This window comes from Acidovorax sp. SUPP2539, from assembly GCF_030158975.1.
Classification (GTDB): domain Bacteria; phylum Pseudomonadota; class Gammaproteobacteria; order Burkholderiales; family Burkholderiaceae_C; genus Paracidovorax.
The window spans coordinates 499,928-519,626 of sequence record NZ_BQXJ01000004.1; the positions used below are offsets into that span (position 1 = coordinate 499,928).

The 19,699-nt window shown below is 67.4% G+C and carries 13 protein-coding genes; 8 read left to right on the top strand and 5 right to left on the bottom strand.

Features of this window, described 5'->3' with window-relative positions:
* Complete coding sequence (yoaA, locus tag AVTE2539_RS16955) at positions 1–2,091, top strand: DNA repair helicase YoaA (protein WP_284412294.1); 2,091 nt, start codon at positions 1–3, stop codon at positions 2,089–2,091.
* On the opposite strand, the gene AVTE2539_RS16960 is transcribed toward yoaA, so the two are convergent.
* Complete coding sequence (locus AVTE2539_RS16960) at positions 2,054–2,851, bottom strand: outer membrane protein assembly factor BamD (RefSeq protein ID WP_272563805.1); 798 nt, start codon at positions 2,849–2,851, stop codon at positions 2,054–2,056. The genes yoaA and AVTE2539_RS16960 overlap by 38 nt on opposite strands.
* 188 nt (positions 2,852–3,039) lie before the next feature.
* Here AVTE2539_RS16960 and dnaE point away from each other — a divergent pair, with 188 nt between their 5' ends.
* The 3 genes from dnaE (at position 3,040) to clpA (ending at position 9,448) form a co-directional block, all read left to right on the top strand.
* Positions 3,040–6,588, top strand: a complete 3,549-nt coding sequence (gene dnaE, locus AVTE2539_RS16965; protein ID WP_284412296.1) for a DNA polymerase III subunit alpha — start codon at positions 3,040–3,042, stop codon at positions 6,586–6,588.
* Between the two features lie 82 nt (positions 6,589–6,670).
* The gene (clpS, locus tag AVTE2539_RS16970; RefSeq protein WP_272563803.1) at positions 6,671–7,039 is read left to right on the top strand and encodes an ATP-dependent Clp protease adapter ClpS; all 369 of its coding nucleotides are present in this window, start codon (positions 6,671–6,673) and stop codon (positions 7,037–7,039) included.
* A gap of 57 nt (positions 7,040–7,096) precedes the next feature.
* The gene (gene clpA, locus AVTE2539_RS16975; protein ID WP_272563802.1) at positions 7,097–9,448 is read left to right on the top strand and encodes an ATP-dependent Clp protease ATP-binding subunit ClpA; all 2,352 of its coding nucleotides are present in this window, start codon (positions 7,097–7,099) and stop codon (positions 9,446–9,448) included.
* 138 nt (positions 9,449–9,586) lie between these two features.
* Here the strand turns inward: clpA and AVTE2539_RS16980 are convergent, their stop codons facing one another.
* Entirely contained in the window at positions 9,587–10,996 is a 1,410-nt protein-coding gene (locus AVTE2539_RS16980; protein ID WP_284412298.1) for a lytic murein transglycosylase, read from the bottom strand.
* 61 nt (positions 10,997–11,057) lie between these two features.
* Between AVTE2539_RS16980 and sbcB the strand changes: the two genes are divergently transcribed.
* The 3 genes from sbcB to AVTE2539_RS16995 all read left to right on the top strand — a co-directional run bounded on the left by sbcB (position 11,058) and on the right by AVTE2539_RS16995 (position 15,681).
* On the top strand, positions 11,058–12,494 hold the full coding sequence (gene sbcB, locus AVTE2539_RS16985) for an exodeoxyribonuclease I (protein ID WP_284412300.1): 1,437 nt from the start codon (positions 11,058–11,060) through the stop codon (positions 12,492–12,494).
* A gap of 69 nt (positions 12,495–12,563) precedes the next feature.
* The gene (locus AVTE2539_RS16990) at positions 12,564–13,424 is read left to right on the top strand and encodes an NAD-dependent protein deacetylase (RefSeq protein WP_284412516.1); all 861 of its coding nucleotides are present in this window, start codon (positions 12,564–12,566) and stop codon (positions 13,422–13,424) included.
* Between the two features lie 175 nt (positions 13,425–13,599).
* The gene (locus tag AVTE2539_RS16995) at positions 13,600–15,681 is read left to right on the top strand and encodes a sigma-54-dependent Fis family transcriptional regulator (RefSeq protein WP_284412302.1); all 2,082 of its coding nucleotides are present in this window, start codon (positions 13,600–13,602) and stop codon (positions 15,679–15,681) included.
* Positions 15,682–15,686: 5 nt separating this feature from the next.
* On the opposite strand, the gene AVTE2539_RS17000 is transcribed toward AVTE2539_RS16995, so the two are convergent.
* The 3 genes from AVTE2539_RS17000 to adh form a co-directional block, all read right to left on the bottom strand.
* Positions 15,687–16,103 (bottom strand): DUF779 domain-containing protein, encoded by a 417-nt coding sequence (locus tag AVTE2539_RS17000; RefSeq protein ID WP_284412304.1) that lies wholly within the window; start codon positions 16,101–16,103, stop codon positions 15,687–15,689.
* A gap of 5 nt (positions 16,104–16,108) precedes the next feature.
* The gene (gene adhP, locus AVTE2539_RS17005) at positions 16,109–17,143 is read right to left on the bottom strand and encodes an alcohol dehydrogenase AdhP (protein ID WP_284412306.1); all 1,035 of its coding nucleotides are present in this window, start codon (positions 17,141–17,143) and stop codon (positions 16,109–16,111) included.
* Positions 17,144–17,252: 109 nt separating this feature from the next.
* Positions 17,253–18,773 (bottom strand): aldehyde dehydrogenase, encoded by a 1,521-nt coding sequence (gene adh, locus AVTE2539_RS17010; protein ID WP_284412308.1) that lies wholly within the window; start codon positions 18,771–18,773, stop codon positions 17,253–17,255.
* Positions 18,774–19,107: 334 nt separating this feature from the next.
* On the opposite strand from adh, the gene AVTE2539_RS17015 reads away from it, so the two are divergent.
* Positions 19,108–19,488, top strand: a complete 381-nt coding sequence (locus tag AVTE2539_RS17015; protein ID WP_284412310.1) for a TfoX/Sxy family protein — start codon at positions 19,108–19,110, stop codon at positions 19,486–19,488.
* Positions 19,489–19,699: the final 211 nt, after the last annotated feature.

A 19,699-nucleotide genomic window follows, 5' to 3' on the forward strand; every position in this document is an offset into this window, starting at 1 on the left:
ATGGACCTGCCTCGCATCGAATCGCTCGTCCATGGCGTGCAGGCCGCGTTCGAAGAGGGCGGCGTGCTGTCGCTGGCCCAGGCGCATTTCTCGCCCCGCGCCGGCCAGACCGAGATGGCGCTGGCGGTGGCCGAGACCATCGAGCAGGGCGGCGCTCTGGTGGTGGAGGCGGGAACGGGCGTCGGAAAGACGTTTTCCTATCTGGTGCCGGCGTTGCTCAGTGGCGAGCGGGTGCTGGTGTCCACCGCCACCAAGGCGCTGCAGGACCAGCTGTTCGCACGCGACCTGCCCCGCCTCGTTCAGGCGCTGGCTTTGCCGGTGCGCACCGCGTTGCTCAAGGGGCGGGCCAGCTACCTTTGCCTGCACCGCATGGAGTTGGCGCGCCAGGACGGCGCCGCGCACGATGCGGCCGTGGCGCGGGTGCTGGCCCGGGTGGAAACCTGGTCGCAGGGCACGGTGAGCGGCGACCTGGCCGAGCTGCCGGGGCTGGATGAGCGGTCTCCGGTGATTCCGCTGGTCACCTCCACCCGCGAGAACTGCCTGGGTTCGCCGTGCCCGCGCTTTCGGGCCTGCCATGTCCACCGTGCCCGGCGCGAGGCGCTGGCTGCCGATGTGGTGGTGATCAACCACCACCTCTTTTTCGCGGACCAGGCCGTTCGCGATTCCGGCATGGCCGAACTGCTGCCTTCCGTGCGCGTCGTCGTCTTCGACGAAGCGCACCAACTGAACGAAACCGGCGTGCAATTCATGGGCCGGCAAGCCTCCACCGCGCAGTTGCTGGACTTTTCGCGCGACGTGATGGCGGCGGGCTTGCAATTCGCCCGCGGGCTGGCCGATTGGCTGGGTGTGGCCGCCGCGCTGGACCGCGCCGGCCGCGACCTGCGCTTGGCCGCAGGCCGTGCCCCGGCGGGTTCGCGGTTGCGCTGGACCGGCGAGGTGCCCGACGGCGTGGACCTCGGCGAATGGCATGCGGCCATGCACCAGGTGGTCGGTGCCTGCCGCACCGCCCTGGCGGCGCTGGACACCGTGAGCGAGATCGCCCCGGACTTCGTGCGCCTGCATGGCCGTGCGGTGCAGCTCATGGAGCGCATGGACGGCTTTTCCCAGCCTTGTGGCGCGGATGCGGTCCGATGGGTGGATGTGGCGGGCGCGTTGCGGCTCGTGGAAGCGCCGCTCGACATCGCGGGCCCGATGCGGTCCCTGTGGCAACTGCCCGCTGGCGAGCCCGAGCCTGAGGCCGAGGCCTCGGCCTGGGACGAGCCGGATGCGGCCGCGGTGCTGTCGCAGGGCAAGCCCCGTGCATGGATCTTCACCTCGGCCACCCTGGGGGACGATGCGAGCCTGCGCTGGTTCACCGAGCCCTGCGGTTTGCAGGACGCGCGCATCCTGCGGGTGGAGAGCCCGTTCGACTATGCATCGCAGGCGGCCTTCCATGTGCCCCTGGAACTGCCCAAGCCTTCCGACCCCTCCCACAGCGCGGCATTGGCGGCCTGGGTGGGCGGCGCGGTGATGGTGCTCGGAGGGCGCACCCTGGTGCTCACCACCACGCTCAAGGCCCTGCGGACCATCGGCGATGCGCTGCAGGCCCGGTTCGCTGCGGATTCCGGCATCGAGGTGCTGGTGCAGGGACAGTGGCCCAAGCGGCGTTTGATGGAGCGGTTCCGCGAAGGCGCGTCCGAGGGGCGGGCAGGGTGCGTGCTGGTCGCGTCCGCCACGTTCTGGGAAGGGTTCGACGTGCCGGGCGAGGCCCTGCAACTGGTGGTGATCGACAAACTGCCGTTTCCGCCACCGGGCGATCCGCTGGTGGAGGCGCGCTCCCAGCGGCTGGAACAGGCCAAACGCAGCGCTTTCCGGTACTTTTCGCTGCTGGAGGCCGCGATCGCCCTCAAGCAGGGCGCGGGGCGGTTGATTCGCAGCGAAACCGATCGGGGCGTGCTGGTGGTGGCTGACACCCGCCTGGTCGAGATGGGCTACGGCAAGCGCCTGCTGTCAGCCTTGCCACCCATGCGGCGCCTTCACACGGCGCAGGAATTCGATGCGGCGCTGCGCGCGCTCACCACACCTTCCACCACGGCTCCGACTTGGCCTTGAGGCCATCGCGGTTCAATTCGCTCTGCGGGTAGGAACTCGCCATCACACGTTGCGCATCGTCGCGCAACTGGGTCATGCCCAGCGCATCGTAGGACTTCACCAGGATGTACAGGGCCTCTTCCAGCGCAGGCACTTCCTTGTAGTCGGCCAGGGCGATCTGCGCCCGGCTGATGGCGGCCACATAGGCGCCGCGCTCGTAGTAGTAGCGGGCCACGTGCACTTCGTACTGCGCCAGGGAATTGACGATGTAGGTCATGCGCTGGCGCGAGTCCTGGGCATAGCGCGATTCCGGGAACCGCGTGGTCAGCTCGCGGAAGGACTCGAACGAATCCTTGGCCGCCTTCTGGTCGCGTTCGGACAGGTCCTGCCGCGACAGCCAGGAGAACAGCCCCAGGTTGTCGTTGAAGTTGACGAGGCCCTTCAGGTACAGCGCGTAGTCGTAGGCGGGGCTGGCGGGGTGCAGCTTCATGAAGCGGTCCAGCGTGGCGATGGCCTGGGCTTTTTCGCCGGCCTTGTACTGGGCGTAGGCCTTTTCCAGTTGGGCCTGCTGCGCCAGCGGCGTGCCGGCCGCGCGGCCTTCGAGCTTTTCCAGCAGGGGCACGGCCTTGTCGTAGCCGCCGCTGTTGAGTTCGTCGCGGGCTTCGGAGTAGATGCGATTGGGGCTCCAGCCGGCGGTCTTGTCTTCGGGGGTGCTGGAGCAGCCCGCCATCAGGCCGGCGGCCAGCAGGGCAGACAACAGGGGCAGGGGAAAACGCGGCATGGAGGCAGCTTTCAGGCAAAAGAAGGGCATCGGTTCCCGCTTCCGATCAGGGGCCGGGACGGCCACAGGGGGCTGGCCGCGGCGATCGGGCAGGAGCCGGATTGTACCGGCGTGCCAGCCGGCGGCCTGAACGAAACGCCGGGGCTCTGGCGCGGGGCAGGGAAGCGGGCGTTCCTACAATACCCGCCATGTTTGTCCATTTGCGCCTGCACACCGAATTTTCCGTCGTCGACGGCACCAACCGCATCGATGAAGTGGCCAAGGCGGCCGCCAAGGACGGCCAGCCCGCTCTGGCGATCACCGACCTCGGCAATCTTTTCGGCGCCATCAAGTTCTACAAAGAAGCGCGGGGCAAGGGCGTCAAGCCCGTGCTGGGCGCCGAAGTGTTCGTCGAGCCCGAGGAGCCGGGCAATCCACCTTCCCGCATGATCCTGCTGGTGCAGGGCAAGCAGGGGTACCTGAACCTGTCGGAACTGCTCGCGCGCGCCTGGACGCGCAACGTGGTGAAGAACCAGCCCCTGTGCACCTGGGCCTGGCTGGAGGAACTGGGCGAAGGCCTCATCGCGCTGGCGGGTGCCCAGGCCGGTCCCGTGGGACAGGCCATCGTGAAGGGCGACGACGCGGGAGCCGCGCGCCTGGCACTGCGGCTGGCCGGGTTGTTCCCGCATCGCTTCTACCTGGAGATACAGCGCGCCGGCCGGCCCGACGACGAAGCCCACGTGGTGTCGGCCGTGCAACTGGCCGCCCGGCTGAACCTCCCCGTCGTCGCGACCCATCCCGTGCAGTTCGCCACGGCCGACGATTACGAGGCCCATGAAGCGCGTGTGTGCATCTCCGAGGGCGAAATCCTGGGCAACCAGCGGCGCGTGCGCAAGTTCACGCGCGAGCAGTACTTCAAATCGAGCGCGCAGATGGAGGCGCTGTTCGCCGACGTGCCGTCCGCGATCGCCAACACGCTGGAGATCGCCAAGCGCTGCAACCTGACCCTGGTGCTGGGCAAGCCGCAACTGCCGGACTTTCCCACCCCGGGTGGCATGCCCATCGACGAGTACTTCCGGGTGGCTTCGCTGGCGGGGCTGGAAGAGCGCCTGGCGCACCTGTACCCCAAGGAGGCCGAGCGCGACAAGGAGCGCCCGCGCTACCTGGAGCGGCTGGAGTTCGAGATCAACACCATCCTGAAGATGGGGTTCCCGGGCTACTTCCTGATCGTGGGGGACTTCATCCAGTGGGCCAAGAACAACGGCTGCCCGGTAGGGCCGGGCCGGGGCTCCGGTGCGGGCTCGCTGGTGGCCTATGCGCTCAAGATCACCGACCTGGACCCACTGCAGTACAACCTGCTGTTTGAGCGGTTCCTGAACCCCGAGCGGGTGTCGATGCCCGACTTCGACATCGATTTCTGCCAGTCCAACCGCGATCGCGTGATCGACTATGTGAAGGACAAGTACGGCAAGGATGCCGTGAGCCAGATCGCCACGTTCGGCACCATGGCCGCCAAGGCCGCCATCCGCGACGTGGGCCGGGTCATGGACATGAGCTACACGTTTTGCGACGGCATTTCCAAGCTCGTGCCGGGCAAGCCCGGCATGTCGTACACGCTGCAGTACCCGCCCAACCCCAAGAAGGAAGGCGACAAGAACAACTACGCACTCGAACTGGAGCCGCTGCTGGCCGAGCGCGTGCAGAAGGAAGAAGACGTCAAGACCATCATCGAGATGGCGCAAAAGCTCGAGGGCATGACCCGCAACATCGGCATGCACGCCGGGGGCGTGCTCATCGCCCCAGGCAAGCTCACCGATTTTTGCCCGCTCTACCAGCAGCCGGGCAGCGATTCCGCCGTGAGCCAGTACGACAAGGACGATGTGGAAGCCATCGGCCTGGTGAAGTTCGACTTCTTGGGCCTGGCCACGCTGACCATCCTGGAGATCGCCAAGGAGTTCATCGTCAAGCGCCACAAGGGCCAGGAGAACTTCACGTTCGAGAACATTCCGCTGGACGATGCGCGCACCTACCAGCTGTTCTCCGATGGCAAGACCGAAGCCGTGTTCCAGTTTGAAAGCCGCGGCATGCAGGGCATGCTCAAGGAGGCACGCCCCAGCCGGCTGGAAGACCTGATCGCTCTGAACGCGCTGTACCGGCCGGGTCCGATGGACCTGATCCCCAGTTTCGTGAACCGCAAGCACGGCAAGGAGGTGGTGGAGTACCCCCATCCGCTGGTCGAGAAGGTGCTGTCGGAAACCTACGGGATCATGGTGTACCAGGAGCAGGTGATGCAGACCGCCCAGGTGCTGGGCGGCTACTCGCTCGGCGGCGCCGACATGCTGCGCCGGGCGATGGGCAAGAAGAAGGCCGAGGAGATGGCCGAGCACCGCGAGATCTTCCGCGCGGGTGCGGCCAAACAGAACATCAGCCAGGAAAAGGCCGACGAGGTGTTCGACCTGATGGAGAAGTTCGCGGGGTACGGCTTCAACAAGTCGCACGCGGCCGCTTACTCGCTGCTGGCCTACCAGACCGGCTGGCTCAAGGTGCACTACACGGCCGAATTCTTCTGCGCCAACATGACGGTGGAAATGGACGACACCGACAAGCTCAAGGTGCTGTTCGAAGACGCCATGAAGAAGTTCGGGCTGACGTTCGAGCCGCCGGACGTGAACCGGGGCATGTACCGGTTCGAGCCGGTCACGGACAAGGTCGTCCGCTACGGACTGGGCGCCATCAAGGGCACCGGCCAGCAGGCGATCGAGGCCATCATCGCGGCCCGGGACGGGCGCGGGGCGGGACCGCGCGGCGACACCAAGGGCCCTTTCACCAGCCTGTTCGACTTCTGCGTGCGCGTGGACCGCACGCGCCTGAACAAGCGCACGCTGGAGGCGCTCATCAAGGCGGGCGCCTTCGATGCCATGAACATGAACCGGGCCTCGCTCGTTGCCTCGATCGACCGGGCGTTCGACTTCGCGAACGCGACGCTGGCCAACGCCAACCAGGGCGGCCTGTTCGACATGATGGGCGAGGACGCCCACGGCTCCAGCACGCAGGAGCCCGAACTCGTCGAGATGGTGCCCTGGGGCGTGAAGGAACGCCTCACCCAGGAAAAGACGGCCGTGGGCTTCTACTTGTCGGGCCATCTGTTCGACGAGGTGGCCAGCGAAGTGCGCCGTTTCGTGCGCACGCAGATCGAGGAACTGCTCGACAGCCGAGAAACCCAGATCCTGGCCGGCATCATCAGCGATTTCCGGGTCATCAACGGGCAGCGGGGCCGGCTGGCCTTGTTCAAGCTGGACGACAAGTCCGCCACCATCGAAGCCTCGGCTGACGAGAACGTGGTCAATGCCCACCGGGACATGCTGAAGGACGACGAATTCGTGGTCATGAGCGGCCGCCTGCAGCTCGACCATTTCAGCGGCGGGCTGCGGGTCAAGGTGCAGCAGGTGTGGGACCTGGCGGCGGCGCGGGCCAAGTTCGGGCGCTACCTGCAGGTTGCCATTGGCGATACCGCGCCGGACGTGCAGCGCCTGGTGCGTGAATTCCCACCCCGCCGGCAGGAAACCGAGCAGGGCGAGGTGCTGGTGCACGGCCTTCGGGTGCGCATGGGCATCCGCTGCAAGGCCGGCCAGGGCCAGGCCGTGGCGGAGTTGCAACTGGGCGAGGGCAGCCGTTTCTTCCCCTCCGATGCCGCTTTGGCGGCGTGGAGCGCCCAGGCCGGCACCGGTTCGGTCAATGTGGTGTACGACGCGGGCTAGATGAAGCGCGGAGTGAGGCTTGAAACACCGTTGGGTGATCACTACATGGGAGAGGCTGCGTCGACCGCCGTGGCTCGCTAGAATGAAATCCATGGCAACTAAACCACCTTCCCCCACCCCCGCTCCGCCCACCAGGACGCCAGCGCGGGACGATGGCGGTTCGGTCGTGCTCGAACGTCGCACGCAAAAGACCCAGCCGCCGCAAATGTTTCAGGTGGTCATGCTCAATGATGACTTCACGCCGATGGAATTCGTCATCGTCGTGCTGCAGGAATTCTTCAGCAAAGACCGGGAAGCCGCCACGCAGATCATGCTGAAAATCCATTTGGACGGCAAAGGCGTATGTGGGGTGTATTCCCGCGATGTCGCCGCCACCAAAGTGGAGCAGGTCCGCGAGGCGGCCCACAAGGCGGGGCATCCGCTGCAATGCCTCAGCGAGCCTGTTGAATAAACGGCCTTTGGTCCCGATCTACAGTAATCCCTTCCACGCAAGCACAAAGGAGTTCACATGATTGCCCAGGAACTGGAAGTCAGCTTGCACATGGCCTTTGTCGAGGCCCGCCAGCAGCGCCACGAGTTCATTACCGTGGAGCATCTGCTGCTTGCACTGCTAGATAACCCCAGCGCAGCCGAAGTGCTGCGCGCATGTTCGGCCAACATCGATGATCTGCGTTCATCGCTGGCCAATTTCATCAAAGACAACACCCCCCAGGTCGCCGGCACCGACGAGGTGGACACGCAGCCCACGCTGGGTTTCCAGCGCGTGATACAGCGCGCCATCATGCACGTGCAGTCCACGGGCAACGGCAAGAAGGAAGTCACGGGCGCCAACGTGCTCGTGGCGATCTTCGGCGAGAAGGATTCGCACGCCGTGTACTACCTGCACCAGCAGGGCGTCACGCGCCTGGACGTGGTCAATTTCATTGCCCACGGCATCAAGAAGGGCGAGCCGCCGGAACCCGCCAAACCTGAGAACCAGGCCGAAGGCGAAGAGGGCGGTGGCGGTGGCGAGCGCAACGAGAAAGCCTCGCCGCTCGAGCAATACACCCAGAACCTCAACCAGGCGGCCAAGGACGGCAAGATCGACCCGCTGATCGGCCGCCACTACGAGGTAGAGCGCACGATCCAGATCCTGTGCCGGCGCCGCAAGAACAACCCGCTGCTGGTGGGCGAAGCCGGCGTGGGCAAGACGGCCATCGCCGAGGGCCTGGCCTGGCGCATCACGCAGAACGACGTGCCGGAGATCCTGGCCGAGGCGGTCGTGTATTCGCTCGACATGGGCGCCTTGCTGGCGGGCACCAAGTACCGTGGTGATTTCGAGCAGCGCCTGAAGGGTGTGCTCAAGTCGCTCAAGGACAAGCCCAACGCGGTGCTGTTCATCGACGAAATCCACACTCTGATCGGCGCCGGTGCGGCCTCGGGCGGCACGCTGGACGCTTCCAACCTGCTCAAGCCGGCGCTCTCCAGCGGCCAGCTCAAATGCATCGGCGCGACCACGTTCACCGAATACCGCGGCATCTTCGAAAAAGACGCGGCCCTGTCGCGCCGTTTTCAGAAGGTCGACGTGGTGGAGCCGACCGTGCAGGAAACGGTGGACATCCTCAAGGGCCTCAAGTCGCGTTTCGAAGAGCACCACAGCGTGAAGTACGCTGCGGCGGCACTGCAAGCGGCGGCCGAGCTGTCGGCCAAGTACATCAACGACCGTCACCTGCCCGACAAGGCGATCGACGTGATCGACGAAGCCGGCGCGGCGCAGCGCATCCAGGTCGCCAGCAAGCGCAAGAAGACCATCGGCAAGGCCGAGATCGAGGAAATCGTGGCGAAAATCGCGCGCATTCCGCCCGCGAACGTGTCCAACGACGACCGCAGCAAGCTGCAGACCATCGAGCGCGACCTCAAGAGCGTGGTGTTCGGCCAGGACAAGGCGCTGGAGGTGCTCGCTTCCGCTGTGAAGATGGCGCGTTCGGGCCTGGGCAAGGGCGACAAGCCGATCGGCTCGTTCCTGTTCAGCGGCCCCACCGGCGTCGGCAAGACCGAAGCGGCCAAGCAGCTCGCCTACATCATGGGCATCGAGTTGATCCGCTTCGACATGTCCGAGTACATGGAGCGCCATGCGGTGAGCCGCCTGATCGGTGCGCCTCCGGGCTATGTCGGGTTCGACCAGGGTGGGTTGCTGACCGAGGCGGTCACGAAGAAGCCGCACTCCGTGCTGCTGCTCGACGAGATCGAAAAGGCGCATCCGGACATCTTCAACGTGCTGCTGCAGGTGATGGATCACGGCACGTTGACCGACAACAACGGGCGCAAGGCCGACTTCCGCAACGTCATCATCATCATGACGACGAACGCGGGTGCCGAGACCATGAACAAGGCCACCATCGGGTTCACGAACCCGCGGCAGGCGGGCGACGAAATGGGCGACATCAAGCGCCTGTTCACGCCTGAGTTCCGCAACCGGCTGGATGCCATCGTGAACTTCAAGGCGCTGGACGAGCAGATCATCCTGCGCGTGGTGGACAAGTTCCTGCTGCAACTCGAAACCCAGCTGAGCGAGAAGAAGGTGGAGGTGACCTTCACCGACACGCTGCGCAAGCACCTGGCCAAGAAGGGCTTCGATCCGCTGATGGGCGCCCGCCCGATGCAGCGCCTGATCCAGGACACCATCCGCCGTGCCCTGGCCGACGAACTGCTCTTCGGCCGCCTGACCGAAGGTGGCCGTCTCACGGTGGACATCGAGGTGAAGACGGACGAAAAAGGCGTGGAAACGCCCGAGGTGCTGCTGGACATCCAGCCGCTGCCCAAGCGGGAGCGCTCGGCGAAATCCGAGCCGGCCGAGCCGGAAGAGGCCACGGCAGACTGATCGGCCGATGGATTACCCGGCCGCCCATGGTGGCCGCCTGATGTGAAAAAAGCCCGCGTTCGCCGCGGGCTTTTTCTTTTCCACCCTTGCTCTGGCTTGCAGGCCGCTCAGGGCAAGGTCATGCGGCGCCGGCCCGCATCACGGCGCCATCAGCCGCTGCAGCAACTCCAAGGTGGGATAGCCGTCGGCCACCACGCCGATGCTCTGCTGGAACTGGCGCAGGCCGGCGCGCGTGGCGGGTCCCATCACGCCGTCCGCCGTGCCGGCGGAAAACCCGCGCTGGTTCAATGCTGTCTGCAGGTCTTTCACCTGGCTGCGCGACAGGGGTTGGAAATCCCGCGGCCAGGGGGCCACCACGCCCGTGCCGCCCTCGATCTGCCGCGCCAGCAGGCCCACCGCCAGGGCGTAGTTCACCGAGTTGTTGTAGCGCAGGATGCTGCGGAAGTTGTCGCCCACCAGGAAGGCTGGCCCGCGCGCACCCGCGGGGGCGATGACATACGCCGCACCCAGGTCGGGCAGGGGTTGCCGGTCGATGGCCACCACCCCTTCCGCGGTCCACTGCGCGGACGACTGGCGCACGGTGTTCTCGGCGCGGGCGTGATCGAAACCCGGCGGCAGCTGCACCTCGATACCCCAGGGCTGTCCGCTGCGCCAGCCGGAGCTGGCCAGGTAGTTGGCGGTGGACGACGCCACATCGGGGATGCTGCCCCAGATGTCGCGGCGGCCGTCGCCGTCGGCGTCGACCGCGTAGGCGAGGAACACGGATGGCAGGAACTGCGTGTGGCCCATGGCGCCCGCCCACGATCCGATCATGCGGTCGGCCGCGATGTCACCCTGGTCCAGGATGCGCAGCGCCGCCAGCAGTTCGTTGCGGGCCCATTGGGCGCGGCGGCCCTCGAACCCCAGCGTGGCCAGCGCATCGACGGCACGGAAGGTGCCGAAATTGCCGCCGTAGTTGCTCTCCATGCCCCAGATGGCGGTGACGATCGAGGCCGGCACGCCGTACCGCGCAGCGGCGGCTTCCAGGGGCACCGCGTATTCGGCCCGCTTGGCCTGGCCCTGGGCGATGCGCTGGGCAGAAACAGCACTGTCCAGGTAGGCCCATGGGGTGCGCGTGAACTCGGGCTGCGCGCGGTCCAGCTCGATCACCCGCTGTTGCAACTGCGCGCCGGCCAGGGCCGTCTGCACGGTGTCGGGCCGGATGCCCGCCGCCAGTGCTTCCTGGGTGAATGCCGCGATCCAGGCCGTGAAATCGGCCTGTTCGGCCGCAGCGGCTTCTTCGGGGCTGACCGCAGGCGCCGCGGTGTCCTGGACCAGGGGAGGGGGCGGGGCAGAGGAGATCGCAGCCGGTGGGGGCACTGCGGGCTGCGGAGGCGGCACGGCGGGAGCGGCGTGGGCCGGGGCCGGGGCCGCTTCCGGAGGCTGGGCGCGCGGCGCCGATGCACAGCCTGCGAGGGTCGCCGCAGCGGCCAGGGGAACCAGCCAGTGGGCTGCGCGGGTTCTGGTGGAGGGGCGGAGGGGCGATGGGGGGGCAAGGCGTCGTTGCATCCCTTATTGTCCCGCGCCCCGGCATACTTGCGGGCTTCGGTGTTACCGGCTGCACGATTTCATGCATACCTTTTTCTGGCACGACTACGAAACCTTTGGCGCCAACACGCGCCGTGACCGCCCCGCCCAGTTCGCGGGCATCCGCACCGATGCGGACCTGAACGAAATCGGCGAACCGCTGATGGTCTATTGCCAGCCCGCGCCCGATTACCTGCCTGACCCGGTGTCGTGCCTCATCACCGGCATCACGCCGCAGGTCGCGTTGGAGCGTGGCCTGCCGGAGCACGCATTCGCCGCGCGCATCGAGGCCGAGCTGGCGCTGCCCGGCACCATCGGCGTCGGCTACAACACCATCCGGTTCGACGACGAGATCACGCGCTTCATGTTCTGGCGCAACCTGATGGACCCCTATGCCCGGGAATGGCAGAACCAGTGCGGCCGGTGGGATCTGCTCGACGTGGTGCGCATGGCCTACGCGCTGCGCCCGGATGGCATCATCTGGCCGAAGAAGGAAGACGGCTCCCCCAGCTTCAAGCTGGAGCACCTGTCCAAAGCCAATGGCCTGGCGCACGAGGCCGCGCACGATGCGCTCTCCGACGTGCGCGCCACCATCGCCCTGGCCCGGCTGATCCGCGACCGGCAGCCCAAGCTGTTCGAGTTCGCCCTGGGGCTGCATAAAAAAGACCGCGTGGCCGCCGAATTGCGCCTGCCCGCCACGGCCGACACCGCACGGCCTTTTTTGCACATCTCGGGCATGTTTCCTGCCGAGCGCGGCTGCGTCGCGGTGATGTGGCCGCTCGCCAGCCACCCCACCAACAAGAACGAACTGATCGCCTGGGACCTGGCCCACGATCCGTCCGAACTGGCCCTGCTGGGCGCCGATGCGATCCGCGAGCGGCTGTTCAGCCGGGCGGATGCGTTGCCCGAAGGCGTGACGCGCCTGCCCATCAAGACCGTGCACCTGAACAAGTCGCCGATGGTGGTGGGCAACGTCAACACGTTGACGCCCCAGATGGCCCAGCGCTGGTCCGTCGATCTGGAGCGGGCCGCCGGCCATGCCGAGGTGGCGCGCGCCTTGCCCGACATGAGCGCCATCTGGGCCAGCGTGTTCGCGCGGCCGCAGGAAGCCGCACCGGACGTGGACCAGGACCTGTACGGCGGCTTCGTCGGCAACGAGGACCGTCGCCGGCTGAACCGCCTGCGTGCCCTGCCGCCCCAGGAACTCGCCTTGGCCAAGACGGGCTTCGACGACGAGCGGCTCGAAGAGCTGGTGTGGCGCTACCGTGCGCGCAATTTCCCGCATACGCTGGACGGGGCCGACCAGGAGCGCTGGGAGGGCCACCGCGTGGCCTGTCTGATGGAAGGGGCAGGCGGCGCGCTCACCTTCGACGAATTGTTCGCCAAGCTGGACGAACTGGGCGTCGAGGCGGACGAGCGGGGCGAGGAAATTCTGGGCGCGCTGTACGACTACGCGGAAAGCATCGCGCCCGCGATGTAGCGGGAGGCTTTGATGTCCACGACTCCGTCCCCTTTGAATAGCACCACCACGCCAAACCCGGCCGAGGCCATGGCCGCCACCGCCGAGGCCGGCGTGCAGGCGCTGGCGGAGTTCATGGCGGCGCACCCGCGGGTGTTCGTGCTCACCGGGGCGGGCTGCAGCACGGCGGCGGGCATTCCCGATTACCGCGATGGCAATGGCGACTGGAAGCGGCCGCCGCCCCTCACGTTCCAGGCCTTCATGGGCGACGAGGCCACGCGCCGGCGCTACTGGGCGCGCAGCTTCATCGGCTGGCGTGTGATGGGGCGGGCGCGCCCTGCACCGGCGCACCATGCGCTCGCCGCGCTGGAAGCGGCCGGCCGGGTGGAACTGCTGCTCACGCAGAACGTGGACGGCCTGCACACGACTGCGGGGAGCCTTCGCACCATTGATCTGCATGGCCGCATCGACACCGTGCGCTGCATGGCCTGCGAAGCCCGTTTGCCACGCGCCGAGCTGCAAGACGAGTTGCTGCGCCGCAATCCCGATTGGGCCGCGCTGCATGCGCATGCGGCGCCCGATGGCGATGCCGACCTGGAAGACCAGGACTTCAGCGCGTTCGATGTGCCGCCGTGCCCGCGCTGCGGCGCCGGCCCGCTCAAGCCCGATGTGGTGTTCTTCGGCGAAAGCGTGCCGCGCGATCGCGTGCAAGCCGCCCGCGATGCGCTGCTGCGCGCCGACGCCATGCTGGTCGCCGGCTCGTCGCTCATGGTGTATTCGGGCTTTCGCTTCGTGCAGATGGCGGTGGACGCGGGCAAGCCTGTGGCGGCCGTCAACTGGGGCCGCACGCGGGCCGATCCGCTGCTGTCGCTCAAGGTCGAGCAGGATGTCGGAACGGCGCTGGGCGCGGTGGCCCGGGCGCTGGCTGAAGGGGCTGCCGGTCTACTTTGATCAAGGGCTGCATGCTGCATGGGAGCGCGCGGATTGGGGTCTTCAGGATGATCCGAGGGCGCCGCCAGGGCTTTGGAAACATCCTGGCCCTGCCATTGGTGTAAGGTGCCAGTCGCCCAAGCAACACCCTGGCGCCATGCAGCGCCGGGCGATGACAGAGCCCCAAGGAGACAGCATGCAGACGAACGCATCCCTCGGTGCGCCCGGCCCGACGCCGGGCGAGGTGGCCGCTTCGGCGGCGCAGCGGATCACGCAGGCGCACGAGCGCTCCACTGCCTTCGGCCTGCGGCGGCACGAGTCGGCGGACCTGCGGCCCCTGGATGCCGAAGCCCTGGCCTGGATGGTGGCCCGCAACGAAGCGCTGTTCGCCCACGCCCGCCCCGTGATGGAAACGCTGTCGGCCCAGATCGCTGGCACGCAGAGCATGGTGCTGCTGACCGATGCGCAGGGCGTGGTGCTGCACGCCCTGGGCGACGATGAGTTCCTGGACCGGGCGAGCCGGGTCGCACTGCGCCCCGGTGCGGCGTGGTCCGAGCGCAGCAAGGGCACCAACGCCATCGGCACGGCCCTGGCGCTGGGCGAGGCGCTGCAGGTCAACGGCAATGAGCACTTTCTGCAGGCCAACCATTTCCTGACCTGCTCCTGCGCGCCCATCCTCGACCCGCACGGGCATGTGATCGGCGCGCTCGACGTGAGCGGCGACCACCGCAGCCAGAGCGCCCACACCATGGCGCTGGTGCGCATGTCGGCCAAGATGGTGGAGAACCACCTGTTCGGCAAGATGTTCGAAGACGCCGTGCGGCTGCGCTTCCATGCACGGCCGGAGTTCCTCGGCACGCTGGTGGAGGGGCTGGCCGCGTTCACGCCGGACGGGAGATTCCTCGCTGCCAACCGCAGCGGGCAGTTCCAGCTGGGCATGTCGGCCAATGCGTTGCAGGCGCACACGTTCTCTTCGCTGTTCGGCATGCCCATGGCGGCGCTGCTGGCGCATGCCCGCCAGGCCGTTCAGGAGCCGCTGCGCCTGCAGCTACCGGGCGGCGTGGCGGTGCAGGCACTGGTGGAGTGTCGGCCGCGTGCCGGCACGCTGCTGCCCTGGGTCGATCCGGGCAGCGGGCCAGATCGGCCCGATAAGGCCGGGGCGCCAGCGGCGACTTGGCCAGGGGAGGGCGATGCACCGGGCGCGCCGCCCGCCCGTCCGCGCCCGGCCAAGCTGGCCCGGCTGTCCAGCCTGCGCTACCTGGACACGGGCGATGCCCAGCTCGCCCAGGTGATCGACCGGGTCACGCGGCTGCTGGGCAGCGACGTGTCCACGCTGATCCTGGGCGAGACCGGCACGGGCAAAGAGCTGCTGGCCCGCGCCATCCACCAGGACGGGCCACGGCAGGGCGGCCCTTTCGTGGCGGTCAATTGCGCGTCGATTCCCGAGACGCTGATCGAGTCCGAGCTGTTCGGCTACGACGAGGGTGCCTTCACCGGTGCACGGCGCAAGGGCCATCCCGGCAAGATCGTGCAGGCCCATGGCGGCACGCTGTTCCTCGACGAGATCGGCGACATGCCGCTGTCGATGCAGGCGCGCCTGCTGCGCGTGCTGCAGGAGCGCAGCGTTTCGCCGCTGGGCGCCGCGCGGCAGGTGCCGGTGGATGTGGCCGTGGTCTGCGCCACGCACCGAAACCTGCGCGAGATGATGGCGCAGGGCACTTTCCGCGATGACCTGTATTACCGGCTGAACGGGCTCGTGGTGCGGCTGCCCGCGCTGCGCGAGCGCACCGACCTGGCCGTGATCGTCGAGCGCATCCTGCGTGCGCAGGCCGACGCCCCCGCCAGCGCGGTGCCGCGCGTCGCGCCCGAGGCCATGGCGCTGTTCGCCGCGCATGCCTGGCCGGGCAACTTGCGCCAGTTGAGCAGTGTGCTGCGCACCGCGGCGCTGATGGCGCGGGGCGAGGCCGGGGTGATCCAGCGGGTGCATTTGCCCGAGGATTTCCTGGAGGACTGCGATCTGCTGCTGGCGCATGCCAACGGCACTGCAGGCAATGCAGGAGGGCCTGCCCCGACCCAGGCCCAGGCCTTGCCGGGCGAGCACTCGGTTGCACACAGCCCTGTCGCCGTGCCGCGCCTGGGCGATACCACCGCAGCGGCCCTGGCGCAGGCACTCGCGGCCCATGGCGGCAACGTATCGGCCGCAGCGCGTGCGTTGGGCGTGTCGCGCAACACCGTGTACCGGCACCTCAGAGCGGCGCAGGCCGCGATCAGCCCCTGAGGTCCCTACGCCGGCGGTCCTAGCGCGCTGACAGCCTCCCATTCTGCGTCGCTGTACAGCCGCGATCGCGTCAGGAAGCGCAGGCCCGTGGGCCGTTCCAGCGAGAACATGCCGCCGTTGCCGGGCACCGCATCGATGATGAGGTGCGTGTGCTCCCAATAGGCGAACTGCGAGCGGCTCATGTAGAAGGGCGTGCCCGCGATCTCGCCCAGCAGCACGTCCGAATCGCCCAGCAGAAACTCCCCCAGCGCGAAGCACATCGGCGCGCTGCCGTCGCAGCACCCTCCCGACTGGTGGAACATGAGCGGGCCGTGCTGGGCGACCAGGCGCTCGATGAGCGCGACGGCCGCTGGCGTGGCCGAGACGCGGCCCACGGAATCGGTTTCCGGGGGCGGTGTGGAGGGGGCGGCCGGCGTGTTCATGGGGATCAGGCCGCAGCCATGTCCAGCACGATGCGCCCCTGGATCTGCCCCTGGCGCATGCGGTCGAACACGTCGTTGATGTTCTCGAGCTTCTCCGTGGCCACGGTGGCCTTCACCTGGCCGCGGGCGGCGAAGTCGAGCGACTCCTGCAGGTCGAGCCGCGTGCCCACGATGGAGCCGCGCACCGTCACGCCGCGCAGCACCATGTCGAAGATCGGCAGGGGAAAGTTGCCGGGCGGCAGGCCGTTGAGCGCCACCGTGCCGCCGCGCCGCACCATGCCCAGGGCCTGCTCGAAGGCCTTGGGCGACACGGCGGTCACCAGCGCGCCGTGGGCGCCGCCGATCTCTTTTTGCAGGTGGGCGGCGGGGTCGGTGGTCTTGGCGTTCACGGTCACGCTCGCACCCAGCTGCCTGGCGAGGTCGAGCTTGTCGTCCTCCACGTCCACGGCCGCCACGTTCAGGCCCATGGCCTTGGCGTACTGCACGGCCATGTGGCCCAGGCCGCCGATGCCCGAGATGACGACCCAGTCGCCGGGCTTGGTGTCGGTCACCTTGAGGCCCTTGTACACCGTCACACCCGCGCACAGCACCGGCGCGATGTCCACGAAGCCGATGTCCTTGGGCAGGTGGCCCACGAAGTTCGGGTCGGCCAGGGCGTAGTCGGCGAAGCCGCCGTTGACCGAATAGCCGGTGTTGCTCTGCGACTCGCACAGCGTCTCCCAGCCGCCCATGCAATGCGTGCAGTAGCCGCACGCCGAGTGCAGCCAGGGCACGCCCACGCGGTCGCCTTCCTTCACGTGCTTGACGTTCTTGCCGACGCCGGCCACGAAGCCCACGCCTTCATGGCCCGGGATGAACGGCGGGTTCGGCTTGACGGGCCAGTCGCCTTCGGCGGCGTGCAGGTCGGTGTGGCACACGCCGGAGGCCTCGATCTTCACGAGGATCTGGTCGTCCGAAGGCGTGGGCACGGGCACTTCCTCGATGGTGAGCGGCTGGCCGAATGTGCGAACGACAGCGGCCTTCATGGTCTTGGAGGTCATGGGTGGGGAAATCCTTTCGTCTGCAGCGGATGTGCAGTGGGTTCAACGGGGTGTCGGGCCTTCACGGTAGGCCCGACACCCGGTGGCTGGGCTGATGCAGATCAAGCGATCAGAAGAAGCCCAGCGGCGCCTGCGAGTAGCTCACCAGCAGGTTCTTGGTCTGCTGGTAGTGGTCCAGCATCATCTTGTGGTTCTCGCGGCCGATGCCCGATTGCTTGTAGCCGCCGAAGGCCGCGTGCGCGGGATACTGGTGGTAGCAGTTGGTCCACACGCGCCCGGCCTGGATGCCCTTGCCCATGCGGAAGGCGCGTGCGCCGTCGCGGCTCCACACGCCGGCGCCCAGGCCGTAGAGCGTGTCGTTGGCGATCTCCAGCGCCTCTTCCTCGGTCTTGAAGGTGGTCACCGACAGCACGGGGCCGAAGATCTCCTCCTGGAAGATGCGCATCTTGTTGTGGCCCTTGAACACCGTGGGCTTCACGTAGTAGCCGCCGGCCAGGTCGCCGTCCAGTTGGTTGCGCTCGCCGCCGATCAGGCACTGCGCGCCTTCCTGCTTGCCCAGATCCAGGTACGAGAGGATCTTTTCGAGCTGCTCCTGCGAGGCCTGCGCGCCGATCATGGTGGCCTTGTCCAGCGGGTGGCCCTGCTTGATGGCCGCCACGCGTTTCAAGGCGCGTTCCATGAACCTGTCGTAGATCGATTCCTGCACCAGCGCGCGGCTGGGGCAGGTGCACACCTCGCCCTGGTTGAGCGCGAACATCGCAAAGCCTTCCAGCGCCTTGTCGAAGAAGCCATCGTCGGCCGCCATCACGTCTTCGAAGAACACGTTGGGGCTCTTGCCGCCCAGCTCCAGCGTCACGGGGATGATGTTCTGGCTGGCGTACTGCATGATGAGCCGGCCCGTGGTGGTCTCGCCCGTGAAGGCTATTTTTGCGATGCGCGGGCTGCTGGCCAGCGGTTTGCCGGCTTCGAGGCCAAACCCATTCACCACGTTGACCACGCCGGGCGGCAGCAGGTCGCCCACCAGTTCCAGCAGCACGAGGATGGAGGCGGGCGTCTGCTCGGCGGGCTTGAGCACCACGCAGTTGCCGGCGGCCAGGGCCGGGGCGAGCTTCCATACCGCCATGAGGATCGGGAAGTTCCACGGAATGATCTGCCCCACCACGCCCAGCGGCTCGTGGAAGTGGTAGGCCATGGTTTCGTGGTCGATCTCGCTGATGCCGCCTTCCTGCGCGCGGATGCAGCCGGCGAAGTAGCGGAAGTGGTCGATGGCCAGGGGAATGTCGGCGGCCATGGTCTCGCGCAGCGGCTTGCCGTTGTCCAGCGTCTCGGCCACCGCGATGGTGAGCAGGTTGGCTTCCATGCGGTCGGCGATCTTCAGCAGGGCGTTCGCCCGGTCGGTGGTGGAGGTCTTGCCCCAGGCAGCCTTGGCCTTGTGGGCAGCATCCAGTGCGGCGTTGATGTCCTTGTCGTTGGAGCGGGGGATGGAGGTGAACACTTGGCCGTTGATGGGCGAGGTGTTCTCGAAATACTGGCCGTCGATGGGCGGCACCCACTGCCCGCCGATGTAGTTGCCGTACTGCTTCTTGTAAGGGTTGGCGATGCCGAGGCTGGCGATTTCTGCCATGTTCATGGTGCATGTCTCCTGTGGTCGGTTGGGGTGTTCCACGCCACCGGGGCGGCGCGGGCCTCTTTGTTGGCGCAATGCACGTGCCAGCCTGGTCAGGGCAGGCAAGCCGTCAAAATGGATAGCAGGAAAGCCAAGCGGGGAAAGCGGTGGTGGCCGATTTCTCTTCGATTCGTTCAAAGCCGTATAGAACGCGGTTGCGCGCCGTGACGCAACGGGTGTTCCGTTGCGGAACAGTTCGCGGGTCGATGTGGAACACCTCCGAGCCCCGCACAATGGGCGTATTTCTCCCTCCCGACCGCTGCACGCCTCTCCGATGAAAAAGCCGCCTTCCGCTCCCGTGAGTGCCTTCGCCCAGGAACTCCCCGGTGTCTTCGCGCCTTGGGGTTCCGTCCGGTTGCGGCGCATGTTCGGCGGCTGGGGCGTTTTTCACGAAGGCCGCATGCTGGCGCTGGTGGTGAACGATGCGCTGTACCTCAAGGCCGACGCGCTCACCGCGCCGGTGTTCGACGCCCGTGGCCTGCAGCCTTTCGTCTATGAGCGCCATGGCCGGCCGGTGGCGCTGTCGTACCGGCAGGCCCCGGCGGAGATGTACGAAGGCCCGGCCGAAGCGGTGGAGTGGGCCGGCCGGGCCTGGGAGGCCGCCCTGCGGTCGGCTTCCCGGCCGGGGCCGGCGGCAAGCCGCAGGCCGGGTGGTTCGGTGGACAAAAAGGGGCGGTGAGCCACCGCGCCGTTCGGCGCTATTGATTTGATAGCTACCAGGGCAATCAAAATCCCGGCATGGGCTCTTTTTCGCCTCAAAGGTGGCGGTAACCGCGGCGGCGCGGGGTCGCGGGTGTATAACCGATGCCCTCCGGGTCGGGCGCCCGTGCAGCGCCTGCGGGCGCGGGGGGCATTCGCCCCATGCCGTCGCCCGGCCCATCCAACCAATC

Excerpts from the sequence above, each read along its gene's own strand:
- yoaA (WP_284412294.1), top strand. The coding sequence starts at position 1 with ATGGACCTGCCTCGCATCGAATCGCTCGTCCATGGCGTGCAGGCCGCG.
- AVTE2539_RS16960 (WP_272563805.1), bottom strand. The coding sequence starts at position 2,851 with ATGCCGCGTTTTCCCCTGCCCCTGTTGTCTGCCCTGCTGGCCGCCGGC.
- dnaE (WP_284412296.1), top strand. The coding sequence starts at position 3,040 with ATGTTTGTCCATTTGCGCCTGCACACCGAATTTTCCGTCGTCGACGGC.
- clpS (WP_272563803.1), top strand. The coding sequence starts at position 6,671 with ATGAAATCCATGGCAACTAAACCACCTTCCCCCACCCCCGCTCCGCCC.
- clpA (WP_272563802.1), top strand. The coding sequence starts at position 7,097 with ATGATTGCCCAGGAACTGGAAGTCAGCTTGCACATGGCCTTTGTCGAG.
- AVTE2539_RS16980 (WP_284412298.1), bottom strand. The coding sequence starts at position 10,996 with ATGCAACGACGCCTTGCCCCCCCATCGCCCCTCCGCCCCTCCACCAGA.
- sbcB (WP_284412300.1), top strand. The coding sequence starts at position 11,058 with ATGCATACCTTTTTCTGGCACGACTACGAAACCTTTGGCGCCAACACG.
- AVTE2539_RS16990 (WP_284412516.1), top strand. The coding sequence starts at position 12,564 with ATGGCCGCCACCGCCGAGGCCGGCGTGCAGGCGCTGGCGGAGTTCATG.
- AVTE2539_RS16995 (WP_284412302.1), top strand. The coding sequence starts at position 13,600 with ATGCAGACGAACGCATCCCTCGGTGCGCCCGGCCCGACGCCGGGCGAG.
- AVTE2539_RS17000 (WP_284412304.1), bottom strand. The coding sequence starts at position 16,103 with ATGAACACGCCGGCCGCCCCCTCCACACCGCCCCCGGAAACCGATTCC.
- adhP (WP_284412306.1), bottom strand. The coding sequence starts at position 17,143 with ATGACCTCCAAGACCATGAAGGCCGCTGTCGTTCGCACATTCGGCCAG.
- adh (WP_284412308.1), bottom strand. The coding sequence starts at position 18,773 with ATGAACATGGCAGAAATCGCCAGCCTCGGCATCGCCAACCCTTACAAG.